At 68.7% G+C, this 23,978-nt stretch carries 26 protein-coding genes; 15 read left to right on the top strand and 11 right to left on the bottom strand.

What is annotated here, in order from left to right; genetic code table 11:
• Positions 1–3 precede the first annotated feature (3 nt).
• Both purE and AC5Y4Q_RS03960 read right to left on the bottom strand, forming a co-directional pair.
• A complete protein-coding gene (gene purE / locus AC5Y4Q_RS03965; protein ID WP_065019125.1) occupies positions 4–510 on the bottom strand; it encodes a 5-(carboxyamino)imidazole ribonucleotide mutase in 507 nt (168 codons plus the stop codon).
• On the bottom strand, positions 503–1,732 hold the full coding sequence (locus tag AC5Y4Q_RS03960) for a 5-(carboxyamino)imidazole ribonucleotide synthase (RefSeq protein ID WP_125224343.1): 1,230 nt from the start codon (positions 1,730–1,732) through the stop codon (positions 503–505). Before AC5Y4Q_RS03960 ends, purE begins: the two co-directional genes overlap by 8 nt.
• Before the next feature lie 84 nt (positions 1,733–1,816).
• On the opposite strand from AC5Y4Q_RS03960, the gene AC5Y4Q_RS03955 reads away from it, so the two are divergent.
• Positions 1,817–2,479 (top strand): GtrA family protein, encoded by a 663-nt coding sequence (locus AC5Y4Q_RS03955; protein ID WP_125224342.1) that lies wholly within the window; start codon positions 1,817–1,819, stop codon positions 2,477–2,479.
• On the opposite strand, the gene AC5Y4Q_RS03950 is transcribed toward AC5Y4Q_RS03955, so the two are convergent.
• Positions 2,440–2,952, bottom strand: a complete 513-nt coding sequence (locus tag AC5Y4Q_RS03950; protein ID WP_064921746.1) for a PH domain-containing protein — start codon at positions 2,950–2,952, stop codon at positions 2,440–2,442. The genes AC5Y4Q_RS03955 and AC5Y4Q_RS03950 overlap by 40 nt on opposite strands.
• A 9-nt stretch (positions 2,953–2,961) precedes the next feature.
• The gene (locus tag AC5Y4Q_RS03945) at positions 2,962–3,777 is read right to left on the bottom strand and encodes a biotin--[acetyl-CoA-carboxylase] ligase (protein ID WP_064921747.1); all 816 of its coding nucleotides are present in this window, start codon (positions 3,775–3,777) and stop codon (positions 2,962–2,964) included.
• Positions 3,778–3,862: 85 nt separating this feature from the next.
• Here AC5Y4Q_RS03945 and AC5Y4Q_RS03940 point away from each other — a divergent pair, with 85 nt between their 5' ends.
• Entirely contained in the window at positions 3,863–4,840 is a 978-nt protein-coding gene (locus AC5Y4Q_RS03940; RefSeq protein WP_125224341.1) for an alpha/beta hydrolase, read from the top strand.
• Between the two features lies 1 nt (position 4,841).
• Here AC5Y4Q_RS03940 and ligD read toward each other — a convergent pair whose 3' ends face one another.
• Positions 4,842–5,747, bottom strand: a complete 906-nt coding sequence (gene ligD / locus AC5Y4Q_RS03935; protein ID WP_207515977.1) for a non-homologous end-joining DNA ligase — start codon at positions 5,745–5,747, stop codon at positions 4,842–4,844.
• A 273-nt stretch (positions 5,748–6,020) separates the two neighbouring features.
• Between ligD and AC5Y4Q_RS03930 the strand changes: the two genes are divergently transcribed.
• Genes AC5Y4Q_RS03930 through AC5Y4Q_RS03915 form a run of 4 tightly spaced genes read left to right on the top strand, consistent with a single transcriptional unit; the run spans position 6,021 to position 8,924 of the window.
• Positions 6,021–7,673, top strand: coding sequence for an acyl-CoA carboxylase subunit beta (locus tag AC5Y4Q_RS03930; protein ID WP_064921750.1), 1,653 nt, complete (start codon positions 6,021–6,023; stop codon positions 7,671–7,673).
• Complete coding sequence (locus tag AC5Y4Q_RS03925) at positions 7,670–7,942, top strand: acyl-CoA carboxylase subunit epsilon (protein ID WP_064921751.1); 273 nt, start codon at positions 7,670–7,672, stop codon at positions 7,940–7,942. The genes AC5Y4Q_RS03930 and AC5Y4Q_RS03925 overlap by 4 nt, the downstream gene beginning before the upstream one ends.
• A 50-nt stretch (positions 7,943–7,992) precedes the next feature.
• Positions 7,993–8,637, top strand: a complete 645-nt coding sequence (locus AC5Y4Q_RS03920) for a Maf family protein (protein WP_125224399.1) — start codon at positions 7,993–7,995, stop codon at positions 8,635–8,637.
• A 32-nt stretch (positions 8,638–8,669) separates the two neighbouring features.
• Positions 8,670–8,924 (top strand): hypothetical protein, encoded by a 255-nt coding sequence (locus AC5Y4Q_RS03915; protein ID WP_065019126.1) that lies wholly within the window; start codon positions 8,670–8,672, stop codon positions 8,922–8,924.
• Here the strand turns inward: AC5Y4Q_RS03915 and AC5Y4Q_RS03910 are convergent.
• From AC5Y4Q_RS03910 to AC5Y4Q_RS03900, 3 genes are read right to left on the bottom strand one after another with little or no spacing between them, the layout of a single operon-like run.
• The gene (locus AC5Y4Q_RS03910; RefSeq protein ID WP_499958046.1) at positions 8,921–10,087 is read right to left on the bottom strand and encodes a zinc-dependent alcohol dehydrogenase; all 1,167 of its coding nucleotides are present in this window, start codon (positions 10,085–10,087) and stop codon (positions 8,921–8,923) included. The genes AC5Y4Q_RS03915 and AC5Y4Q_RS03910 overlap by 4 nt on opposite strands.
• 18 nt (positions 10,088–10,105) lie before the next feature.
• Positions 10,106–10,645, bottom strand: a complete 540-nt coding sequence (locus AC5Y4Q_RS03905; protein ID WP_064921754.1) for an SRPBCC family protein — start codon at positions 10,643–10,645, stop codon at positions 10,106–10,108.
• Positions 10,646–10,662: 17 nt separating this feature from the next.
• A complete protein-coding gene (locus tag AC5Y4Q_RS03900) occupies positions 10,663–11,046 on the bottom strand; it encodes a hypothetical protein (protein ID WP_064921755.1) in 384 nt (127 codons plus the stop codon).
• 120 nt (positions 11,047–11,166) lie between these two features.
• On the opposite strand from AC5Y4Q_RS03900, the gene AC5Y4Q_RS03895 reads away from it, so the two are divergent.
• The 4 genes from AC5Y4Q_RS03895 to AC5Y4Q_RS03880 all read left to right on the top strand — a co-directional run bounded on the left by AC5Y4Q_RS03895 (position 11,167) and on the right by AC5Y4Q_RS03880 (position 14,805).
• Entirely contained in the window at positions 11,167–12,081 is a 915-nt protein-coding gene (locus AC5Y4Q_RS03895) for a sulfurtransferase (RefSeq protein WP_064921756.1), read from the top strand.
• The gene (locus AC5Y4Q_RS03890) at positions 12,081–12,497 is read left to right on the top strand and encodes a SufE family protein (protein ID WP_064921757.1); all 417 of its coding nucleotides are present in this window, start codon (positions 12,081–12,083) and stop codon (positions 12,495–12,497) included. The genes AC5Y4Q_RS03895 and AC5Y4Q_RS03890 overlap by 1 nt, the downstream gene beginning before the upstream one ends.
• Positions 12,498–12,588: 91 nt before the next feature.
• Positions 12,589–14,388 (top strand): acetyl/propionyl/methylcrotonyl-CoA carboxylase subunit alpha, encoded by a 1,800-nt coding sequence (locus AC5Y4Q_RS03885; protein ID WP_064921758.1) that lies wholly within the window; start codon positions 12,589–12,591, stop codon positions 14,386–14,388.
• Between the two features lie 9 nt (positions 14,389–14,397).
• Positions 14,398–14,805, top strand: coding sequence for a hypothetical protein (locus AC5Y4Q_RS03880; RefSeq protein ID WP_064921759.1), 408 nt, complete (start codon positions 14,398–14,400; stop codon positions 14,803–14,805).
• 278 nt (positions 14,806–15,083) lie between these two features.
• Here the strand turns inward: AC5Y4Q_RS03880 and AC5Y4Q_RS03875 are convergent, their stop codons facing one another.
• Positions 15,084–16,067: a TIGR03557 family F420-dependent LLM class oxidoreductase gene (locus AC5Y4Q_RS03875; RefSeq protein WP_064921760.1), complete on the bottom strand. Its 984-nt coding sequence runs from the start codon at positions 16,065–16,067 to the stop codon at positions 15,084–15,086.
• Positions 16,068–16,159: 92 nt separating this feature from the next.
• Here AC5Y4Q_RS03875 and AC5Y4Q_RS03870 point away from each other — a divergent pair, with 92 nt between their 5' ends.
• Positions 16,160–17,167 (top strand): iron-containing redox enzyme family protein, encoded by a 1,008-nt coding sequence (locus AC5Y4Q_RS03870; protein WP_064921761.1) that lies wholly within the window; start codon positions 16,160–16,162, stop codon positions 17,165–17,167.
• Positions 17,168–17,359: 192 nt separating this feature from the next.
• A complete protein-coding gene (locus AC5Y4Q_RS03865) occupies positions 17,360–17,812 on the top strand; it encodes an STAS domain-containing protein (RefSeq protein WP_065019128.1) in 453 nt (150 codons plus the stop codon).
• Here the strand turns inward: AC5Y4Q_RS03865 and AC5Y4Q_RS03860 are convergent.
• Positions 17,809–19,947: a catalase gene (locus tag AC5Y4Q_RS03860; RefSeq protein WP_499958042.1), complete on the bottom strand. Its 2,139-nt coding sequence runs from the start codon at positions 19,945–19,947 to the stop codon at positions 17,809–17,811. The genes AC5Y4Q_RS03865 and AC5Y4Q_RS03860 overlap by 4 nt on opposite strands.
• An 87-nt stretch (positions 19,948–20,034) precedes the next feature.
• On the opposite strand from AC5Y4Q_RS03860, the gene AC5Y4Q_RS03855 reads away from it, so the two are divergent.
• The 3 genes from AC5Y4Q_RS03855 to AC5Y4Q_RS03845 are packed head-to-tail and all read left to right on the top strand — an operon-like array spanning position 20,035 to position 22,275.
• Positions 20,035–20,724 carry an HAD family hydrolase gene (locus AC5Y4Q_RS03855; RefSeq protein WP_499958040.1) on the top strand — a complete coding sequence of 230 codons (690 nt, stop codon included), beginning with the start codon at positions 20,035–20,037 and terminating at the stop codon, positions 20,722–20,724.
• Positions 20,717–21,520 (top strand): nucleotidyltransferase, encoded by an 804-nt coding sequence (locus AC5Y4Q_RS03850; RefSeq protein ID WP_064921765.1) that lies wholly within the window; start codon positions 20,717–20,719, stop codon positions 21,518–21,520. Before AC5Y4Q_RS03855 ends, AC5Y4Q_RS03850 begins: the two co-directional genes overlap by 8 nt.
• Complete coding sequence (locus tag AC5Y4Q_RS03845; RefSeq protein WP_064921766.1) at positions 21,517–22,275, top strand: metallophosphoesterase family protein; 759 nt, start codon at positions 21,517–21,519, stop codon at positions 22,273–22,275. The genes AC5Y4Q_RS03850 and AC5Y4Q_RS03845 overlap by 4 nt, the downstream gene beginning before the upstream one ends.
• Here the strand turns inward: AC5Y4Q_RS03845 and AC5Y4Q_RS03840 are convergent.
• Positions 22,206–23,978, bottom strand: coding sequence for a complex I subunit 5 family protein (locus AC5Y4Q_RS03840; RefSeq protein WP_499958037.1), 1,773 nt, complete (start codon positions 23,976–23,978; stop codon positions 22,206–22,208). The two genes, AC5Y4Q_RS03845 and AC5Y4Q_RS03840, sit on opposite strands and share 70 nt — an antisense overlap.

Raw genomic sequence — 23,978 nt, 5'->3', positions numbered from 1 at the left:
AAGCTACTCGCCGGTAACTTTACCTTGAAGCGCGGCGTCCTTCGCAAGCACGAGATCGGCCAACTGATCCTGGAACGCCGTCATCCGGGCCCGCAGCGCCGCGTCGGCGGAGCCCAGAATGCGCACCGCCAGCAAACCCGCGTTGCGTGCGCCGCCGATCGAAACCGTGGCCACCGGCACCCCGGCCGGCATCTGCACGATCGACAGCAACGAATCCAAACCGTCCAGCCGGGCCAGCGGAACCGGGACCCCGATCACCGGCAGCGGTGTGGCCGACGCCACCATCCCGGGCAGGTGGGCGGCACCGCCCGCCCCGGCGATGATCACCTCGATGCCGCGGTCGGCGGCGTTGCGGGCGTAGTCGAACATGCGCTGCGGGGTGCGGTGCGCCGAGACCACGCCGACCTCGAACGGGATGTCGAACTCGGCCAGCGCGAGAGCCGCGTCTTCCATCACCGACCAGTCGCTGTCGCTGCCCATGATCACGCCGACCCGGGGGCTGTTAGCCATGTGCATTCCATCCATCTGTCCACTGCCCGTGTGCCAACCAGTGTGCCGCGCTTTCGGCCCGCTCACGCAGCTTCACCGACGCCGTCGCGTCATCACCGAGCAGGTTGACGTGCCCGATCTTGCGGCCGGGCCGCTCGTCCTTGCCGTAGAGGTGCACGCGTGCGTCGGGATAGCGGGCAAACAGGTGGTGCAGCCGCTCGTCCATCGTCATCGCCGGCGGTTCGGGTGCGCCGAGCACATTGGCCATCACGGTCACCGGCACCACCGGGGTGGTGGCGCCGAGCGGATAGTCCAACACCGCGCGCAGATGCTGCTCGAACTGGCTGGTGGCCGCACCGTCCATGGTCCAGTGCCCGGAGTTGTGCGGCCGCATCGCCAACTCGTTGATCAGCAACTCACCGCCCGTGGTCTCGAACAGCTCGACGGCCAGCACCCCCACCACGCCCAGCTCCTCGGCCAGCTGCAACGCCAATTGCTGTGCGGCAGCGGCTGATTCGGCCGACAGGTCGGGTGCGGGCGCGATCACCGTCACACAGATCCCGTCGTCCTGCACCGTCTCCGCCACCGGCCAGGCCGCGCCCTGGCCGAACGGTGACCGGGCGACCAGCGCCGAGAGCTCCCGGCGCATCGCGACCCGCTCTTCGGCCAGCACCGGTACCCCGGCGGCCAGGTAGTCGGCCGCGGCGGCACGGGCGGCGGCCGCGTCGTCGACGATCGTCACCCCGCGCCCGTCGTAGCCGCCGCGGGCCGCCTTGATCACCATCGGGCCACCGGTCAGCGCGGCGAACTCGTCGACCGCCTGCGGCGTCTCGATCTCAGCGAACCGCGGCACCGGTGCGCCCAACGCGGCCAGCTTGCGACGCATCACCAGTTTGTCCTGGGCGTGCAGCAGCGCAGCCGGCGGCGGCGCCACGTTGACACCCTCGGCGACCAGCTTGTCCAGCAGCGCACCCGGCACGTGCTCGTGGTCGAAGGTGAGCACGGTGGCCCCGGAGGCCACGCGGCGCAGGTCATCGAGATCAGTGTGCGAGCCGATCACCACGTCGGGCGTGACCTGGGCGGCCGGCTCGTCGGCCGCGCCGGCCAGCACCCGCAGCCGCTGGCCCAGTGCGATCGCGGCCTGATGGGTCATCCGGGCCAGCTGACCGCCGCCGACCATGGCGACCAGGGGGCACCGCCCGCTCTCCGGCGGCGCTGGCGGGGGTGTGGACGGCACAGACACGGGCAATATCGTGTCACGTCGGCCCTCTGCGTCGTTATCCAGTCGTTAAGCGCCGATCAGGCGGAGTCCGTACACTGGCAACTTGTGTCTTTTACCGACGCCACGATCGCTCGCCTGCCGCGGGTGATCCGGCCACTGGCCGAACGCCACCACGAGTTGATCAAGTTCGCCATTGTCGGCGCGACCACCTTCGTCATCGACTCGGCGCTGTTCTACACGCTCAAGCTGACGGTTCTGGAGCCCAAGCCGGTCACCGCCAAGGTCATCTCCGGCATCGTCGCGGTGATCGCGTCCTACATCCTCAACCGGGAGTGGAGCTTCAAGGACCGGGGTGGCCGGGAGCGTCATCACGAGGCACTGCTGTTCTTCGGGGTCAGCGGCGTCGGCGTGCTGCTGTCGATGGCGCCGCTGTGGTTCTCCAGCTACGTGTTGCAGCTGCGGGCGCCGATGGTGTCGCTGACCCTCGAGAACATCGCCGACTTCATCTCGGCGTACATCGTCGGCAACCTGCTGCAGATGGCGTTCCGGTTCTGGGCGTTCCGGCGCTGGGTCTTCCCCGACGAGTTCGCCCGCAGCGCGGACGTGGCGCTGGGCGCGACGCTCGAGGACGGCGCGCTCGCCGAGGCCTTGGAGGATGCACGAGAAGACACGCTGGAGGGCGGCCCGGACACCGGTGTGGTGACCCTGTTCCGCCGCCCGGCCCGGCATCAGCCCGCAGCGGACGACGGGTTGTCGAAGACCTCGTGATAGAGCAGCGCGTGGACCTGTTCCACGCGCGGAATGTCGTAGAACTCCAACGGTTCCTGTGACGCCGACTCGATGATCAGCGTCCCGGTACGCAGCATCCGGTCGATCAGCCCGTGGACGAACTCCACACTGTTGATCCGTGCCAGCGCAATGTCGATTCCGCTGCGGGTCAGCAGCCCGTGCCGGTACATCACGCGCCGGTCGGTGACGACGAAATGCGTGGTCAGCCAGGTCAGGAACGGCCAGAGCGCCAGCCAGCCGACCACCACCAGCCAGATCGCCCAGATCACCCCGAAGACCACGTTCTTGGCGTTCGGGTCCCAGGCTCGCGGGTTGACGAGCCCGGACGCGAAACCGGCGCAGGCGGTCGCCAACAGCAGGGCCAGCACCGGCCCGATCAGGCGTTTGACGTGCGGGTGCCGGTGCAGCACCACCTGTTCGTCCTCGGCCAGGACGTTGTCCGGATAGCCCACGGTGGTGTCCTAGCGCCGGGGGTCCTCGGGCCGCAGCCGGGTGACGTCACCGGCCGACACGGTGACCGTTTCGGTACCGGTGTTGATGACCAGCCGGCCGGTGTCGTCGATCGCCTCCGCGAGGCCCTCGACCCGCTGATCTCCGGGCATGTCGGCGCGCACCCGGACGCCCAGCGTGCAGCTGTGCCGCCGGTAGTCGGCCGCCAGCGCGTCGTCGGCCCCGCCGGCCGCCCGCCAGGCCGCGATCCGGCCCGCCAGGTGCCGAAGCACCTTGTCGGCCCAGAGATTCCGGTCGAGTACCGAGGCGCCGAGCATGGCCAACGAGACCGCCGCCGGATCGGGCGCCTCCTGCGGGGTCATGGTCACGTTCAGGCCGAGACCGACCACGATGAGCTGTTTGGGCGCAGCCACCTCGGCGAGAATGCCGGCCAACTTGCCCTCGCCCACGATGACGTCGTTGGGCCACTTCAAGCCGACCTGCAGGCCCGAGGTTTCGGCGAGCGCATCGGCCACCGCGACCCCGGTCGCCAGCGTCAGCCAGCCCCATCCCGCCGCCGGCACCGTGTCCGCGGCGACCCCGACCGACAGTGCGAGCTGGCTGCGCGGCGGGGCCACCCAGTGCCGGCCGTGCCGCCCGCGGCCGGCCGTCTGGTGTTCGGCCAGCAGCACCACACCGTCGATGTCCTCGCCTGCAGCCGAGCGGGCCAACAGATCAGCATTGGTCGACCCGGTTTCGGCGACCACATCCAGCGCCCGCCACGGTTGACCCGGCCCGACGAGCTGGTCACGTAACACGGTGGCGTCAAGCGGCGGCGCAAAGTTCATTTCGCCAGCCTAGGGCCGGTGCCGTCGCCGCGCCGGTTGAAACGCCCGAGCGCAGGGTACCCGAAGTGGTGGAGGAGGAGATCGAATGGTCACCAGGGGGCTCAAGCGGCGAATTCACCGTCGTCACAGTGCACAATCGGTGGCGGTCGCGCTGGCCAGCCGATTCGTCGTCAAGAACGTGGTGCGCGCGTGGGCCATCCGGCCGGATCTCGCGTGGCCGCTCGCGTCGGTTGACCGGTTCGCCGGCTGGGTACCCTATCGACCGACAGTGACCGTCGAACCCTTCCGGCTGGGACACTGTGCCGCGGAACGGGTTCAGGCCGCGGAGATACCGGCGCAGCGGGCGATTCTCTACCTGCACGGCGGCGCGTTCTTGACCTGCGGGCTCAACACCCACCGTTCGCTGGTGGCACGACTGTCCCGCGCCGCGGACGCCTGCGTGGTCAACATCGACTACCGAATGTTGCCGTCGCACCGCATATCTGACGCGATCGACGACGGTCTGAGCGGGTTGCGCTGGCTGATCCGACGCGGGTATGACCCGGAGCAGATCGTCGTCGCCGGTGACTCCGCCGGTGGATATCTGGCGTTCATGACCACCTTGGCCGCCCTGCAGGCCGGAATTGCGAAACCTGCTGGCATAGCGACGGTCTCGCCTTTCACCGATGCTGATCCGACGGCAAAGATGCGGCACCGCAACGCCTACCGGTGTGCGATGTTCCCCCGCGGGGCACTGCCGGCGTTCACCCGCTATCTCCGTCGCGCCCAAGTGATTTCGCCGGTGGACGCCGACCTATCGGCACTGCCGCCGGTCACCATCCACGCCAGCTCCGACGAACTGCTGCTGCCCGACGCCGAGGTCATGGCGCAGCGACTCGCTGCCGCGGGTGTGCCCTGCGATCTGCACTTGTGGGACGGCCAGATTCACGATTTCCCGCTAGCCGCCGACGTTCTCCCTGAGGGTCGGCGCGCGATCCGCTACATCGGCGACTTCGTCAAGGAGGTCACCGAAGTCACCGAACCACCCGAGCCGGGCCCCGAACCCGGGACGGCCGTGGCCTGAGCTACGCGCCCAGCTTGGCCAGGCGGTCTCGCAGCGGGGCCAGCGCGCAGGCGTGCCGATGCATGTCGGCCCACGGGTCGCCGCGCTCGGACATCCGCTTGGGCACCTCACGCAGGGTGAACCCATCCGGCCGCATGCCGGGCACGTCGAGTTCGTCCCATTCCAGGGGGGTGGCCACCGGCGCGCCCGGGCGCGCCCGGACCGCGTACGGCGCGACCGCTGTCTGCCCGTAGGCGTTGCGCATCACGTCCACATACACCCGGCCGCCGCGGCCGGCCTTGCGGATTTCGCTGGTGCGATGCAGCGGGTCGTCGGCGACGACGCGGCCGGCAATGGCGCGGGCGAACCCGCGAGCCGTGTCGAAGTCGGCGCTGCCCCGCAGTGGTGCGACGACATGCAGTCCCCGCGACCCCGTCGTCTGCACGTAGGGCGTCATGCCCAGCTCCTGAAGCACATCGGCCACCGCGCGGGCGGTGGCCCGGACCACGGCGAAATCGTCGTCGTCGGGGTCCAGGTCGAACACCAGCCGATCCGGCGTGTCCAGCTGCGGCCGGCGGGACAGCCAGGCGTGCAGCGTGACGCAGTCCTGGTTGGCCGCCCATACCAGCGCCTCGTCGCGGCCCACTACCGGATGCACGACCGATCCCGCACCGGACCTTCTGGGGGCCTCGACCCGGTCCATCCAGTCCGGCAACGACGTGGCGAAGTTCTGCTGGATGAACCCTTCCTCGTCGATGCCGCCGGGAAACCGGGTCAGCGTAAGCGGACGGCCGTCCAGGTGCGGCACCATCACCGGCGCCAGTTCGGCGTAGTAGTCGATCAGGTCGCCCTTGGTGATCGCTTCGTGGGTGGCCGAGGCCGGGAAGAGCACCCGGTCCGGATGGGTGATCGCGATGCGGGGCTTCATCACCGCCGCATACCCGCTGACACCGAAGCGATAAACCGCGTCCCACCAGCCACATATATTGCTTGCGTAACAACGGTTTTGGTTCGGTTACCCCGCCCTGGGCGCAGCGCCGAGGGCACGTGCGTTCGAACGATCGGCCGCCACGGCCGGCCGCGCCTGCTGCGACCTCAGCCGCGCACCGATCAGGTCCTCCCCACCACGGCGACGAGGGCAAAGTCGGGCTAACCGGGTCCGGTCGGGAGAACCGATGCTCCGCGATTAAGATCATTTCTTATGACCAGTGTTACGGAGCACTCCGGGGAGTCCACGGTAGAAGCCCAGGCCAAGCACGTCGTCGACATCCACACCACCGCAGGCAAGCTTGCCGACCTCAAGCGTCGGACCGAGGAAACCCTGCACCCGGTGGGTGAAGCCGCGGTGGAGAAGGTGCACGCCAAGGGCAAGCTGACCGCCCGCGAGCGCATCCTCGCCCTGTTGGACGAGGGGTCGTTCGTCGAGCTCGACGCGCTGGCCAAGCACCGCAGCACCAACTTCGGCCTGGCCGAGAAGCGGCCGCTGGGCGACGGCGTGGTCACCGGCTACGGGACCATCGACGGCCGCGAGGTCTGCATCTTCAGCCAGGACGCCACCGTGTTCGGCGGCAGCCTCGGCGAGGTGTACGGCGAGAAGATCGTCAAGGTCCAGGAGCTGGCCATGAAGACCGGCCGGCCGCTGATCGGCATCAACGACGGCGCCGGCGCCCGCATCCAGGAGGGCGTGGTCTCGCTGGGGCTGTACAGCAAGATCTTCCACAACAACATCCGCGCCTCCGGGGTGATCCCGCAGATCTCGCTGATCATGGGGGCGGCCGCCGGCGGTCACGTGTACTCCCCCGCCCTGACCGACTTCATCGTGATGGTCGACCAGACCTCGCAGATGTTCATCACCGGCCCCGACGTGATCAAGACCGTCACCGGCGAGGACGTCACCCAGGAGGAGCTGGGCGGCGCGCACACCCACATGGGCAAGTCCGGCACCGCGCACTACGTCGCCTCCGGCGAGCAGGACGCCTTCGAGTACGTGCGCGACCTGCTCAGCTACCTGCCGCCGAACAACTACGCCGACCCGCCGCACTACGCGGTGCCGGCGCCCGACGGCGCCATCGAGGACAACCTCACCGACGAGGACCTCGAACTGGACACGCTGATTCCGGACTCGCCGAACCAGCCGTACGACATGCACGAGGTGATCACCCGGATCCTCGACGACGACGAGTTCCTCGAGGTGCAGGCCGGTTATGCCCAGAACATCATCGTCGGGTTCGGCCGCGTCGACGGGCGCACGGTGGGCATCGTGGCCAACCAGCCCACTCAGTTCGCCGGCTGCCTGGACATCAACGCCTCGGAGAAGGCCGCCCGGTTCATCCGGACCTGCGACTGCTTCAACATCCCGATCGTGCTGCTGGTCGACGTGCCCGGCTTCCTGCCCGGCACCGAGCAGGAGTACAACGGCATCATCCGGCGCGGCGCCAAGCTGCTCTACGCCTACGGTGAGGCCACCGTCGCCAAGATCACCGTGATCACCCGCAAGGCCTACGGCGGTGCCTACTGCGTGATGGGTTCCAAGGAGATGGGCGCCGACGTCAACGTGGCCTGGCCGACCGCCCAGATCGCGGTCATGGGCGCTTCCGGCGCGGTCGGCTTCGTCTACCGCCAGCAGCTGGCGGAAGCCGCGAAGAACGGCGAAGACGTCGACGCGCTGCGCCTGCAGTTGCAGCAGGAGTACGAAGACACCCTGGTGAACCCGTACGTCGCCGCCGAGCGCGGCTATGTCGACGCGGTGATCCCGCCCTCGCACACCCGCGGCTACATCGCGACGTCGCTGCGGCTGTTGGAACGCAAGATCGTCCAGCCGCTGCCCAAGAAGCACGGGAACATCCCCCTGTGAGCGGCGCGAGCGCAGCCGGCGACGAGAGCGGCGCCATCACCCCGGAGGCTGCCGCAGCCGCCGAGCCGCACATCCAGGTCCTCAAGGGCAACCCCACCGACGAAGAGCTCGCGGCGCTGGTCGCGGTGCTCGGCGCGGCCGGCGGCGGTGCTGTTGAAACCGGCCCGCCGGATCGCAATATGTGGGGGCACCCGGTGGACAAACTCCGGTATCCGCTGTTCAGCTGGCAACGGGTGACCCTGCTGGAGCGCACTCACTTGCGCCGGTGACGACGCCGAGCGCCAGCGAGGCCGAGGAACCGGCGCCGCAAGCCGCGCCGGTGACGACGCCGCGCTTGGTCCTCGGGTCCGCCTCCTCGGGCCGGTTGGCCGTGCTGCGCGGCGCCGGAGTCGACCCGCTGGTGGTGGTCTCGGGGGTGGACGAGGACGCCGTGGCAGCGGGCCTGGGCCCCGAGGCCCGACCCGCCGACGTCGTGCAGGCCCTGGCGCGAGCCAAGGCCGAAGACGTCGCGGCCCGTCTGGATCCAGCCGTAGCGACCGATTGCGTGGTGATCGGCTGCGATTCGATGCTCTACATCGACGGCGTGTTGGCCGGTAAGCCCCCGTCGGTGGACGAGGCCCGCCGCCGATGGCAGTTCATGGCTGGGCGCGCCGGACAGCTCTACACCGGCCATAGCCTGATCTGGTTGCGCGACAACGCGATACGCCATCAGGCTGCCGAAACAGTGGTCACCGGGGTGCGGTTCGGAACACCCACCGACGACGACCTGGAGGCCTACCTGGCCACCGGCGAGCCGCTACGGGTGGCCGGCGGCTTCACCCTGGACGGTCTGGGCGGCTGGTTCATCGACGGCGTCGACGGCGACCCGTCCAGTGTCATCGGGATCAGCCTGCCGTTGCTGCGGTCGCTGCTCGCCGGGGCCGGCCTGTCCGTCGCCGCACTGTGGGCGGCCAATCCGGTGTAGGCAACGCCCCGACGGGGAAGTCAGTGCGGGTGATGGACATCTGCGCAGACGACGTACGGCGACTGCTCGCCGCGCGCGAGCCCGACACCGTACTGGTATTGATCGAAGGCCGCGTCGAGGCGGTGACCGCCGCCGAGCTGGACTCACCGGCGTATCGCGGCGCCTTGCGCATCGCGTCGCGCGATGAGCTGATCGAACGTACCGGCGGACGGCAGTCGGTCTCGGAGCGGGAACTCGAGGAACAAGCCGAGGCGTTGAACACCGCGGTCCGCAATCTCGGCGGTTAGGGCTGCAGCACCACGCGGATGCAGCCGTCCTTTTTGTTCTTGAAGTAGTCGTAGGCGCGTACCCCGTCCTCAAGCGACATCCGATGCGTGATCAGTGCGGCCGGGTCCAGATCACCCTGCTGGATGTAGTCGAAGAACTGCGCGATGTAGCGCTGGCCGTACTGCTGCGCCGACTTCACGGTGAGTCCTTTGTTGGTGACCACGCCCATGGGGAACTTGTCGGTGAGGCCGTACACCCCCAGCACCGCGACGATGCCGCCCTTGCGGCAGCCCAGGATGGCCTGACGCAAGGCGGTGGCCCGGTCCGTCTCCAGCCGCAGCAACTGTTTGGCGCGGTCGTAGAGCTGCTGAAGACCGGTGCCGTGGCCCTCCATACCGACCGCGTCGATGCAGGCGTCGGGACCACGTCCCCCGGTGCTTTCGCGCAGCACCTCCTGCACGCTGTCGACGGCGGAATAGTCGACCGTTTCGGCTCCGAGCCGCTCTGCGAGCGCAAGTCGTTCCGGTATCCGGTCGACGACGATGACCCGACCGGCGCCGGACAGCAGCGCACCACGGGCGGCCATCAGCCCGACCGCCCCGGCGCCCCACACGGCGACGATGTCACCGGCGTCGATCTCGCAGAAGTCCGCACCCATGTACCCGGTGGGTACCGCATCGGACAGGAACAGGGCCTGCTCGTCGGTGACATCGTCGGGAACCGCAAAGCAATTCGCGTCGCCGAACGGGACGCGAATGTATTGGGCATGAGACCCCTGGTAGCCGCCGAACGGATGGGTATAGCCGTAGATGCCGCCGGTTGGGTAGCCCAAAAGCGGCTGTTGGAGTTCGGCATTGGGATTGGTGGTATCGCACAGCGAGAACAGGTCGTGCCGGCAGTACCAGCACCGGTTGCAGGCGATGAACGACGGGACCACGACGCGCTCACCCACCCGGGGCTGGCTCAGCTGGGAACCGGCCTCGACGACCTCACCCATGAATTCGTGGCCGAAGACATCGCCTTCCCGCATCCCCGGCAGGTAACCGTCGATGAAGTGCAGATCGGATCCGCAGGTGGTCGACAGGCTCACCTTGATGATCGCGTCGTGCGGGTTGAGGATTTCGGGGTCGGGCACCGTCTCCACCGACAAGTCGTTGACCCCGTTCCAACACAGCGCTCGCATGACGTTTCTCCTCCGCGGCTATCGCGCGGACCGGCGCGCGCTCGGGTTGTGTCTGATCGTCGGCAGCTCCCCGGCCTGCAGCAGCGCCCGGGCGCGATACAGCGCCTTGAACGCCAGCGCCCCGGACAGCAGCGAGGGCATCGGGCCCTTGATCCGCAGAGTCACCTCGGTGCCCATATCGTTTGGCGCACTGGCGAAATCGAGAACGATCTCGCTGCGGGAGCGGGATGTGTCGACATCGGCGAAGCGCATCCGCCGGTCGTCCTCGACGAGGACGGAGTCCCACCCGGCGCCGCTGGCCGGCCCGCCGCTGAATTCCCAGCGAAAGCGTCCTGCACCGGTCTGTTTCACCTCGGCGATATCGCCGAGCACCTCGGAGAGCCTGGCGGGGTCGCGGAAGAACTCCTTCGCCGCGTCCAGGCCACCCGCGATGGTGAGCGATTGTGGTCGCTCCCGGCGCCGCAACACCTCGACCGCCTTGCCGAGCACGACCTGCGCTTGGTGCTTGGCGACACCGGCGATGTCTGGAACAACTCCGAATGCGGTGCGTGCAGCCATGGAACGCTCCCTGCGGCTTACCGGGTTACCTCCGGACGTGTCTTGAACAAGGTGCTTACCCAGGCAAGCAGCCAGCCAACCTCGGCGACGGCATCGACGAGATAGACGCGGCTGATCCGGCCCCGCGGGGCGTACACCGCGTCCACACCGCCCAACGTGAGCGCTGTGCCCACGCCGAGCCGACGGGCCTGGCGAACGCCGGCGGCATCGGTGGCGGAGGCCAGCTGCGCCGTGCCGATAGCGACCATCAGGCCTGCCACCGTGTACACCAGCCAGCGGTCGACCTTCGGTCCGAGCACCGCCTCGAAGCTGCGCAGATGTAACAGCGGCCAGAGCCCGCCCACCACGTTGAACGCTCCGTGTAGCCTCGCCAGCCGGGCCGCGCCGACAACGCCGTTCATTCCGGGGCGCATACCCGCCGGCCGACCGGTCAAACGTCGCGTCGGTGCGGTCACACCTCATGCCCGAACAGCGGATCCACCGGGCCCGGAGATGAGCTCTCGCACGGTAGGCTCGACAACGTGCCAGTGCCTGCCGACCCCAGCCCCGCCCTGCAGTCCTACGCCCACCCCGAGAGGTTGGTGACCGCCGACTGGCTCGCGGGCAATCTTGGTAAATCCGGTCTCGTCGTGGTGGAGTCCGACGAGGATGTGCTGCTCTACGACGTCGGCCACATTCCCGGCGCGGTGAAGATCGACTGGGTCACCGACCTCAACGACGCGCCGGTCCGGGACTACATCACCGGGGAGCAGTTCGCCGACCTGATGAACCGCAAGGGCATCTCCCGCGACGACACCGTGGTGATCTACGGCGACAAGTCCAACTGGTGGGCGGCCTACGCGCTGTGGGTGTTCACCCTGTTCGGCCATGAAGACGTCCGGCTGCTCGACGGCGGGCGCGACCTGTGGGTGTCCTCGGGCCGCGAGACCACCCTGGACGTCCCGTCGAAGACGACCACCGGCTACCCGGTGGTGCAGCGCAACGACGCCCCGATCCGGGCCTACAAGGACGACGTGCTGCAGATCCTCGGCCGCGAGCCGCTGATCGATGTCCGCTCGCCGCAGGAGTACACCGGCGAGCGCACCCACATGCCGGACTACCCGGAGGAGGGTGTGCTGCGTGGCGGCCACATCCCCACCGCGGTGTCCATTCCGTGGAGCAAGGCGGCCGACGACGCCGGCCGGTTCCGCAAGCGCGAGGAATTGGAAGAGCTCTACGGGTTCCTGCAGCCCGGGGACAAGCCAGTTGCCTACTGCCGCATCGGGGAACGCTCCAGCCACACCTGGTTCGTGCTCACCCACCTGCTCGGCATGGAGGGCGTCCGCAACTACGACGGCTCCTGGACCGAGTGGGGCAACACCGTGCGGGTTCCGATCGTCGACGGCCCGGAGCCGGGTGCTGCGCCCGCGGCAGCGCAGGGAGCCGCAGCCAGCTGATGAGCCTGCCGGAGGGATTGGCGCAGGTGGTGTCCGACTTCGCCGAAGTCGAAGGCCAGGACAAGCTCAAGCTGCTGATCGAATTCGCCGACGAACTGCCCGAACTGCCCGAAGAGCTGACCGAATCAGCCATGGAACCGGTACCCGAGTGCCAGTCGCCGTTGTTTATGCATGTCGATGCCGCCGACCCGCAACGGGTGCGGCTGTATTTCAGCGCGCCTCCCGAGGCGCCGACGACGCGCGGCTTCGCATCGATCTGGGCCGCCGGCCTCGACGGCGAACCGGCCGACGTCATCCTGGGCGTGCCGGAGGATTTCGCGTCACAGCTCGGGCTGGCCGCACTGATCAGCCCGCTGCGACTACGGGGTATGTCGGCCATGTTGACCCGCATCAAGCGGCATTTACGCGCCGCGTAAGGGGCACTGGAACAGGTTCAGCGGTCGCGCTTTACACTGCCTGAAGCTAGATTCTTAAAGACATTTCTTATACATGCCATCAGGAGGGCCAGTGGCGAACCATGCCAGCTCGAAGATCTCCAAGGTGCTCGTCGCCAACCGCGGAGAGATCGCAGTCCGGGTGATCCGCGCCGCGCGCGACGCCGGATTGGCCAGCGTGGCCGTGTACGCCGAACCCGACGCCGACGCACCCCACGTCCGGCTCGCCGATGAGGCTTTCGCCCTGGGTGGGCAGACCTCGGCCGAGTCCTACTTGGTGTTCGAGAAGATCCTCGACGCCGCGGCCCAGTCGGGCGCCAACGCGATTCACCCCGGGTACGGCTTCCTCTCCGAGAACGCCGACTTCGCCCAGGCCGTGATCGACGCCGGGCTGATCTGGATCGGGCCGAGCCCGCAGTCGATCCGCGACCTCGGCGACAAGGTCACCGCGCGCCACATCGCTGCCCGCGCCAAGGCTCCCCTGGTGCCCGGCACCCCGGACCCGGTCAAGGACGCCGACGAGGTGGTGGCGTTCGCCAAGGAGCACGGTGTGCCGGTGGCCATCAAGGCCGCGTTCGGCGGTGGCGGCCGCGGCATGAAGGTGGCGCGCACGCTCGAAGAGATTCCCGAGCTGTTCGAGTCGGCCACCCGCGAGGCGATTGCGGCCTTCGGTCGCGGCGAGTGCTTCGTAGAGCGTTACCTGGACAAGCCGCGCCACGTCGAGGCCCAGGTCATCGCCGACCAGCACGGCAACGTCGTCGTCGCGGGCACCCGCGACTGCTCGCTGCAGCGCCGCTTCCAGAAGCTGGTCGAGGAGGCCCCGGCGCCGTTCCTGACCGACGCGCAGCGCAAGGAGATCCACGAGTCCGCCAAGCGGATCTGCAAGGAGGCCGGTTACTACGGCGCCGGCACCGTGGAGTACCTGGTCGGCCAGGACGGCCTGATCAGCTTCTTGGAGGTCAACACCCGTCTGCAGGTGGAACACCCCGTCACCGAGGAGACCTCGGGCATCGACCTGGTGCGTGAGCAGTTCCGGATCGCCAACGGCGAGACGCTGGACCTCACCGAGGACCCCGAGCCGCGCGGCCACTCGATCGAGTTCCGCATCAACGGCGAGGACGCCGGTCGCGGCTTCCTGCCGGCCCCCGGCCCGGTTACCCGCTTCGACCCGCCGACCGGCCCCGGCATCCGGATGGACTCCGGCGTGGAGACCGGTTCGGTGATCGGCGGTCAGTTCGACTCGATGCTGGCCAAGCTGATCGTCACCGGCGCGACCCGCACCGAGGCGCTCGAGCGCGCCCGGCGCGCCCTGGACGAGTTCCACGTCGAAGGGCTGGCCACGGTCATCCCGTTCGACCGCGTGGTGGTTCGTGACCCGGCGTTCATCGGCGACGAGAACGGCTTCTCGGTGCACACCCGCTGGATCGAGACCGAGTTCGAGAACAACATCGAACCTTTCACCGGTGGCGAGCCGCTGGATGAAGAAGATGCCCAGCCGCGGCAGAAGGTGGTCGTCGAGGTCGGCGGTCGCCGCCTGGAGGTCTCGCTGCCCGGGGACCTGGCGCTCGGCGGCGGTGGTGCTCCCGGCGGTGCGTCCGGGGCCATCAGGAAGAAGCCGAAGCCCCGCAAGCGCAGCGCCCACGGCGGCGCGGCGGCGTCCGGTGACGCGGTGACCGCGCCCATGCAGGGCACCGTGGTCAAGGTGGCCGTCGAGGAGGGCCAGGAAGTCGCCGCCGGTGACCTGGTCGTCGTCCTGGAGGCGATGAAGATGGAGAACCCCGTCACCGCGCACAAGGACGGTGTCATCACCGGCCTGGCGGCCGAAGCCGGATCCGCCATCACGCAGGGCACCGTGCTCTGCGAGATCAAGTAGCGGGGCCTCATCGAAGCTGTCGAGATCAATGCCGGCCCGTGGTATCTGCGGATGCCACGGGCCGACACTCGTGTCGATGACCGTCCTGCACTGGCCGACCTCGGTGAGACCGACCCGGACTACGTAGCCCAGGCGGTCACCGGGTGGGCCGATGACACGCGTTATCTGTGGGCGGTCTGCGAACCGACCACGGGTGAGCTGCTGGCCGAGGTGACCCTGGACCCGGTCTGCGGCGCGATCGCGACCCGCAGCCGCCCCAGTCATGAGCAGGCGGCGCGCACCGGGGCCGACGCGGTCTCCCGGTTCGCCGCCGGTGCGCTAGGCCTGACCCCGACGGTGATTGCCGGCCCGGGAGGCCTGTGCGCTGCGGTTCCGACCGACGAAAATCCAGGCCGCGCCGCCGATCCCCAGCGCTAAGACGGCGATCCCGAACCCCACCGACCAGCCGGCGTGATGCTGTGCCACCGCGCTGACGAATCCCGCCAGCGCCAGCACCGCCATCACGAGCATGGCCAGTCCCGGCGCTTCACGGCGGTCCTTGAAGACCATCCCGGCCCGGGGCCGGGTTGTGCGCGCCTCATCGATCGGATGCTCGGTCTCGCTCATGGGTCCCTGATACCCGCGGCGGACGGGCGCAAAACCCTCTGCGCTGCTGGCGGCGACCTCCCCCGGGTCCGCCGCGCTCGCAGTCCCCGCTACGCCGCGGCGCGCAGCGCTGCCAGCAGCGGTTCCGCGGCCTTGGCCAGGAAAGCCTCCTGCGTCTCCCCGCCGATCTGGATGAGCGCGATGTCGGTGAAACCGGCTGCGGAGTAGGCGCGCACCGCCTCGACAATGGCGTCCAGATCCGGGCCGCACGGGATCGCGTCCGCGACATCCTGCGGCGTGACGAATTGGGTGGCCGCCGCGAACGCCGCCGGCGTCGGCAACTCCGAGTTGACCAGCCATCCGCCGCCGAACCAGCGGAACTGCCGGTGGGCGCGCTGCACCGCGGCGTCCCGGTCGGGGTCCCAGCACACCGGAAGCTGTCCGATGACCCGGCCGCCGTCCAGTCCGGAGGCCTGCCGCGCGGTGTGCCAGGCGTGGACCAGTTCCGCATCCGGCTGCACCGCGATCAGATCGTCGGCGGCGGTGGCGAATCGGTCCACGCCGTTGCGGCCCGACACCGCCACGGCCAGTGCCACCGGGATCTCCGGAAGGTCCCACAGCCGGGCCTGGTCGACCTGGAAGTGGTCGCCGCACAGGTTGACGGTCTCGCCCATCAGCAGCTCACGGATGATCTTGATCGCTTCGCCGAGCATGGCCTGCCTGCGCCGGACATTCGGCCAGCCGGCACCGGTGACGATGTGCTCGTTGAGGTTCTCCCCGCTGCCCAGGCCCAGCGTGAATCGGCCGTCGGCGAGGATCTGCACCGTGGCCGCCTGCTGCGCCACCACCGCCGGGTGGTAGCGCATCGTCGGGCAGGTGACATAAGAGCACAGCTCCACCCGTTCGGTGGCCTGCGCGACCGCCCCCAGCACCGCCCAGGCGTTCGGAGCGTGGCCCTGCGAAGTCAGCCACGGTGAGAAGTGGTCGCTGCACACCTCGAAGTCGAAACCTCGTTCTTCAGCGGAAACGGCATAACGGACAAGGTCTTTGGGCCCGCTCTGCTCGGTCATCAGGGTGTAGCCGAACCGTGTCATGGACCCCGGGTACCCAACAGCCGACCACCGAAACGAAGACCACGGCGCCCCGACACCGTTTGGCCGCAGCCCTACCCGGGGTACCCGCGAGCGTGACGATCGCACCTACCCGCACCGAACCCGCGCTGCCCGTCGCCTGCGGCCCGCTGTCCTCAGCGGTCTGCGAGCTGCTGCGCCGGCCCGCGGGCGCCACCGAGGGGTTCGCCACCCGCACCGCCGGCGCGGACCCGTATGGCCGAGACCTGCACCTGGCCCTGTACGTCTGTTACGAGCTGCATTACCGCGGCTTCGCCGGGGTGGACCCGGACTGGGAATGGGACGCCACCTTATTGGACCTTCGCGCCGAGTTGGAGCGCGTGTTCCTCAATAGTGTGCGGCAGGATGTCGGACCGATACCGCCGGACACCACCGCGTGCGACGAAATGGCTGCTGCCGCAACCGAGCCCGTGCACGGCAGCGGCCCCTCGTGGTATCTGCGCGACCACGGCACCTGGGAGCAGGCCCGTGAGTACTTCGTGCACCGGTCGCTGTATCACCTCAAAGAAGGTGATCCGCATGCCTGGGCCATCCCCCGCCTGACCGGCCAGGCCAAGGCCTCCTTTGTCGCGGTCGAGTTCGACGAGTACGGCGCCGGCCGCGGCCCACGGGTGCACCAGCAGCTCTTCGCCGATCTGCTCACCGCTGCCGGCCTGAACGCCGAGTACCTCGCCTACCTCGACGTGGTGCCCGCCGAGTCGCTCGCGGTGGTGAATCTGATGTCGTTGTTCGGGTTACACCGCAGGTGGCGCGGTGCCGCCGTGGGGCATTTCGCCTCCACGGAGATCACCTCGCCGCCGGGGTCCAGCCGCCTGGTGGCCGCGTTGCGGCGGATGGGCGCACCCGAGCCGTGCGTGACGTTCTACGCCGAACACGTCGAGGCCGACGCGGTACACGAGCAGGTGGTGCGCACAGATGTGGTCGAGGATCTGATCCGCCAGGACCCGCACCTGCAGGCCGATGTGGTTTTCGGTATGCGTGCCCGCGACGCGGTGGAGAACCGACTGGCCGATCTCATGATGTCGGCATGGTCGGCGGGGCGTTCTTCGCTGTGTGCGATGTGAAACTTAAGCTTTCACTGGGATTTTGCGGAATTTGTGGTTCATCCCTTTACCAATCGGATCACGCCTCGGTAACGTCTGGTTCCTCCGGTTGAGTTCACAGCCGCAGTTGAACGTCACCGTGTTTAAGCCGCTCGCGAAGAGCTTGCGCTGACGTGATCCAACAGCACGATTCGTCGACTGATGGAGCCGCAGATGACTAGCAGCAAGATTTCCCCCGCTTCAGGGACCGCTTTCGCCACTCCCGCAACGGAAGCCACCCAGGCGTGGCGGAATCACACCGCCAAATTCACCGTGCACTGGGGACGGGCGGGAGCAGTGGTCGCCGCGGACGGGGAAATCGACGCAGCCAATGCAAGCCCGTTCGCCGATTACGCCAGGCGCTGCGCCGACTGCTGCGAATGGCTGATCCTGGACTTGGCCGATTTGTCGTTTATCGGCACGGTCGGGTTTACCGCCCTGCAGTCGATCAGCGCCAGGTGTGCCGCCGCGCGGACCCGGCTGAGGGTGATACCGAGCCCGGCGGTGTCGGCGGTGCTGCGGATCTGTGACCCGCAGGCGCGGCTTCCCCTGGTGGCGTCGCTGGCCGACGCCCTGGACGACGTGCAGAAGTCCGGCCGGCCGCTGCGCGCGGTGCCCCCGATCTAGGCGGGCACCGCATCGGCGGCGCGGTCCCAGGCGCGGTGCTTGGCCAGCTCAGTGGTGAACGCGTCGAAGAATTCGTCGTTGAGGTCGTCCGCCGCCGCGGTTGTGGTGACCACTCCGGTGGAGACGGTGACGCCGGTGTCCTCGGCCAGCCGTTCGGCGATGCCGGCTTTGGGCAGCAACTCCACGCCCGCCCCGAATGCCCCGACGGGTTTGAGGTGCTTGTAGGCCTCGGTGATGAAGTGCATCGCGTAGCCGTCGGCGGACAGGGCGCGCACCGCGTCCGGACCGCACGGCACCACCACCGCGTCGTAAAGCACCGAGGCCATGGTGGTGATCGCCCGGTCGACACTCAACTGGCCGCCCGAGCCGCCGGCCAGCTCCCCGCCCGCGATCGGGGCCAGCACTTCGGCGATGGCACCGCGCCGGCGCATCGCCTCGACGAAGCGTTCCACACCGACCACGTCGACGCCGTCGGCGGCCAGCACCGCGATCTTGCGGGTTTCGATGCTGGCGCTGCCCCGCGCGTCCGGCGGAAGGGTGGCGCTGTGCAGCTGCGAGAGCGCCGGTGACACAGGTGCCTTCTCGGCGGCCTGGTCAAGCGGCTGCTCTTTGGGCACCGGCAGGCCCAGCTTGCCGGCCACCTGACTCGCCAGGTCGTGGTCGATGCGGTTGAGCTGCTCGACGACGCGCTGGCGGATCTCGATGGTCTCACATTTTCCCAGTTCGAAGGCGTACGCGGCGACGATATGCTCGGCCTCCGGTGCTGACATGCTCTGGTAGAACATCCGCGCCTGGCTGTAGTGGTTCTCGAAGCTGGCGGCGCGTTTGCGGATCTTGTCGCCGTCCACCTTCTGCGTGTAGTGCCGGAACACCTCGTCGTCCCCGGCCAGTGCGGGGCAGCCGCCGCCCAGCGAATTCTTGTAGTAGCTGGACTTACCGACCGGGATGGCGTGTTGGCTGTAGCCGTCGTGCTGGTTGGTGTGCACCGGCGCCACCGGCCGATTGATCGGTAGATGATTGAAATTCGGTCCGCCGAGCCGGATCAACTGGGTGTCCAGATAGGAGAAGTTGCGGAACTGCAGCAGTGGATCGTTGGTGAAATCGATTCCCGGCACCACGTTGGCGGTGCAGAAGGCCACCTGCTCGGTTTCGGCGAAGAAGTTGTCGGGGTTGCGGTTGAGTACCATTTTACCCACTGGGCGTACCGGAACCTGTTCCTCCGGAATGATTTTCGTGGCATCCAACAGGTCGAAATCGAAACTGAATTCGTCGCTCTCGGGCACCAATTGCACCCCGAGCTCCCACTCCGGGTACTGGCCGGCCTCGATGGAGTCCCACAGGTCCCGGCGGTTGAAATCGGGGTCTTTGCCGGCGATCTTCTGGCATTCGTCCCAGATCAGCGAATGCACGCCGAGCTTGGGCTTCCAGTGGAACTTCACGAAGGTGCCTTGTCCCTTGGCGTTGACGAAGCGGAAGGTGTGCACCCCGAAGCCCTGCATCATCCGGTAGCTGCGCGGCAACGCGCGGTCCGACATCAGCCACATGATGGCGTGCAGCGTCTCGGGCTGCAGCGACACGAAGTCCCACAGGGTGTCGTGGGCGGACTGGGCCTGCGGGATCTCGTTGTCCGGTTCGGGCTTCACCGCGTGCACGAAGTCGGGGAACTTGATCCCGTCCTGGATGAAGAAGACCGGAAAGTTGTTGCCCACCAGGTCGTAGTTGCCCTGTTCGGTATAGAACTTGGTGGCGAACCCGCGCACGTCGCGCACGGTGTCGGCCGAGCCGCGGAAGCCCGCCACGGTGGAGAACCGCACGAACACCGGGGTCTTGGTGCCCGGAGTGGTCAGAAACCGTGCCGCGGTGTACTCGGCCAGTGAATCGTCGTAGGGCTCGAAGTAGCCGTAGGCGCCCGACCCGCGCGCATGCACCACCCGCTCGGGGATCCGCTCGTGGTCGAAGTGCATGACCTTCTCACGCGCGTGGAAGTCCTCCAGCAGCGTCGGCCCGCGCTCCCCGACGGTCAGCGCATCGTCGGTGTGGTCGACCCGCACTCCCTGCTGGGTGGTCAGGTATCCGGACTGCCGGTCGATCCGGTGCTGGTCGAGCTGGCGCTGCTTGGGGTCGTCGGTAGCCACCGTGTTTGTCCTCTCTCCTGGGGACGGTATGGGAATTCCCTGGGTGGGTATCCCAGCCAGGACATCCGCAAACGAGAGGGGCCGATCGTGACCGCCCAATCGGCTGTGTTGTTCGATGTCGACGGCACCTTGGTCGATTCCAACTACCTGCATGTGCACGCGTGGCGGCGCGCGTTCGCCGAGCAGCACATCGAGGTGGAGTCCTGGCGCATCCACCGCGCCATCGGAATGGACGGATCCGAGTTGGTGCGCCTGCTCTCCGACCATGCGCCCGATGACGTCCGCCAGCGGCTCAAGGACCTGCACACGCGCTACTACCTGGAGTCGGCGGCGTTGCTGTCGCCGCTGCCGGGCGCCCGCCGGCTGCTGGAACGCATCGCCGCGCTCGATCTGCCGGTGGTGCTGGCCTCTTCGGCGCCCGAAGAGGAGCTGGCCCTGTTGCGCAAAGCGCTGAACTGCGACGATCTGGTGGACGCGGTCACCTCGTCCGCCGACGTCGACGTCGCCAAACCGGAACCGGACATCATCGGGATCGCCCTGGACCGGATCGGAGCAACCGCCGATCGGGCGGTTTTTGTGGGCGACGCGATCTGGGATGTGCAGGCGTGCCTGCGCGCCGGAGTGCCGAGCATCGGCGTGCTCAGCGGCGGAGTGTCCCGCGCCGAGTTGGAAACCGCCGGCGCCACCGCCGTTTTCGACAACGCCGAAGATCTGGCGCTACACCTCGATCAGACACCGATCGCCGACCTGGCCGACGGGTGGGCCGGACATGGATGAGGCTGCGTTTCTGACCACTCTGGTCCGGGCCATCGGCGCACTGCAGCGCGCCGAGGTGCCCTTCGCCCTGGCCGGCGGAGCGGCGGTGTATGCCCGCGGCGGGCCGCACTCCCACCACGACATCGACCTGCTCGTCGAACCGTCGGATGCCGAGCGGGCAGCCGACGCCCTCGCCGATATCGGCATGTCGCGGTTCCAGCCGCCGGAGGACTGGCTGCTCAAAGTCTTCGACGGCGACGTGCTCATCGACTTGATCCATCGCCTCGGTGACACCGCGGTCAGCGCCGAGACGATTTCGCGCGCGCCGGTGCTGCCGGTCGGTTCGATGACCGCACACGTCATCAGCGCGACCGACCTGATGGCGCAGAAGCTCGCGGTGCTGGACTGCCACCGCTGCGATTACGCCGAACTTCTCGTCGTCGCACGGATCCTGCGCGAACAGGTGGATTGGCCCCAGCTGCGCTGGCGGCTGCGGGACTCACCGTTCGCCCAGGCGTTCTGGCAGCTGCTGTGCGGGCTGTCCATAATCGACGACGACCGCACCGCGCCCGCTGAGGCGCCGGCTCATCTGATCGCCGTCGTACGACGCAAGCTGGCCGAAGACCCGGAGATCGGCGAGCTGGGCATCGGGATCGAAATCGACTCCGACACAGTATGTTTGACAGGCTCAGTCAACGGAGCCCAACGCAAAGCGACGATCGAGACCGCGGTTCGGCGCATCGTGCAACCGCGCACCGTCGTCAACGACATCGAAGTGGTCCAGCTGTGCGAGCCCGTCGAGCAGGTGACCGGGTGATCCGGGTAGCCGCGGTAGGCGACATCCACCTGGGCGAGGACTCGCGCGGCACGATGCGTTGGCACGATCTCGACGACCGGGCCGACATGCTGCTCCTCGCCGGCGACCTGACCCGCCACGGAACCGCTACCGAAGGCCACGTGGTCGCCGACGAATTGACCGCATGCCCGGTACCGGTGGTGTGCGTGCTCGGCAATCACGATTACCACCAGAACCAGCAGGACCAGATCACCGCCGTGCTGCGCGACGCCGGGGTCGTCGTGCTCGAAGGCGAGACCCACACCGTTGAGGTCGCCAACCAGCGGGTCGGCGTCGCCGGTGTCAAGGGTTTCGGCGGCGGGTTCGCCGGCAGATGTGCCACCGCGTTCGGCGAACCGGAGATGAAGGCGTTCGTCGCCGCCACCAAGACCGCGTCGGTGGCGTTGCGGGAGGGCCTGCGGTGCCTGCACACCGACTACCGGATCGCGCTGCTGCACTACTCTCCGGTGGCGGACACCCTGCACGGCGAGCCGCCGGAGATCTATCCGTTCCTGGGCTCGTGCCTGCTCGCCGAGGCGATCGATGATGCCGGCGCCGACCTCGCCGTGCACGGCCACGCGCACGCCGGGACCGAGACGGGCCGCACCGCCGGCGGTGTTCCGGTGCGCAATGTCGCCCAGCCGCTGATCCGGGCGCCCTACACCGTCTACCACGTCAATGGCACGCCCACCGCGGCGGCGAACGCCGCCAGCGCGGCGAACATCCACGCCAGATAGTCGCCGATGTGACCGGAATGCGCTGCGCGCAGCGCGCCCAGCGCCGGCGCGGTGACGGCTTCCGCGGTGCGGCGGGCCACCGCGGGCCAGCGGTGCAACCCGGCGGCCGCCACCCCCGCCGCCACCACGCAGCCCAGGACAGCCAACCCCGCGCCGAGCACCGACCAGCCGGGCGCGGCGGTGGCAGCGCCGGCGTCGACGAACCGGCGTGCGGCGGTGTCGGCGCCGCGCGCGACCGCGGGCAGCGCCCCGGCGGCCAGACAACCGGCCAGCAGCAGCCCGACCGCGGTGTACATGCTCGGCGGTGTCCGCTGCAGCCAGGTGTCGGGCTGCTCGTCGCCCCGGGTGGTGCGCCCGCCGCCGTCGGACGGCTCGGTTCGGCCGCCGACACCGGTGAAGCAGCGGATCCCGGCCCGTAGCACCGCACCGCCGGTGCACGCCGAAACACCAAGGAACAGTGCCGATCCCCAGCCGCTGCCCACGGCCTCCTCGCACAGGGATTTGCCCAGCGCGGTACCGAACGGCGGCAGGCCGGCCAGTGCCGCTGCCGCAACCGCGTAACAAGCCGCCAGCACCGGCTGGCCTCGACCGCGCCCCGCCAGCTCCCATTCGTCGACGCTGTGGTGGCGGTCCAGCAGGATCCCGACGATCAAGAACAGCGCCGATTTGGCTCCGGCGTGGCCGATCAGATACACCGCCGCACCGCCCACCCCCTGCGGGGTCAGTGTCGCGGTGGCCACCAGCAGCAAGCCCATGTGGCCGATCGTCGAGTAGGCCAGCAGCCGCTTGAGGTGTCGTTGCGCCAGGCACATGACCGAGCCGATGACCGCGGTCAGCACCCCGGCGGCGATGAAGGCGCGACTGATCAGCGCCGGCGGCAGGGTGCCCGCGAACACCACCCAGTACACCCGCCACAGCCCGTAGAGCCCGAGTTCGACCATGACGCCGGAGAACAGTACGCACACCCCGGCGGGCGCGACGGCGTGCGCGTCGGCCAGCCAGAAATGCAACGGCACGATCGCGGCTTTGACTCCCAGCGCCGCCGACACCAGGACGAAGGCCGCCACCACCAGCGCATCGGGCGGGCCGTCGCGCAACGCCGCGCCCAGTTGAGCCATGCCGAGCTGACCGACGCGGGCATACAGCATGCTGATGCCGATCAGGGTCACACACGCGCTGAGCGACTGGATGATCCCGAAGTTGAGTGCGCCCTGGATCGCCGACCGGTCTTCGATCTTGATGCCGGTCAGCGCGTAGGCGACTGCGCCCATCAGTTCCAGGAAGACGAACAGGTTGAACAGGTCGGCGGCCATGACGAAGCCGTTCATCGCCGCCAGGAAGATCAACAGCAGTGCGTCGAAGCGGGCACCGGCTTGATCGAGGCCACGGCGACTGTAGAGCGCCGCGCAGCCGGTCAGGGCGCCGATCAGGACCGCGAGGCCCGCCGAGAGCGGGTCGGCCGCCAGGGCGATGCCGACGGCCAGGCCGTCGCGCGGGCGCCAGTCACCGATCCAGGCCACCACGGTGGGCCCGGTCGCGGCGGCCAGCACAACACCGGCGGCACCGGTTGAGGCCGCCGAGGTGGCCACCACCACCGCGTTGGCGAGCGGCCGGGACAGCCGATGGCCCAGCGCCAGCAGCAGACACGCCATCAGGATCGGCACCGCGACCAGCAGCGGCAGCAGGGCGGTGGCGGCCGGCAC

The sequence above is a fragment of the Mycobacterium sp. NGS16 genome (assembly GCF_059813225.1).
Note: the sequence above shows the minus strand (reverse complement) of the source record. Positions and strands in the feature narration are given on the sequence as shown.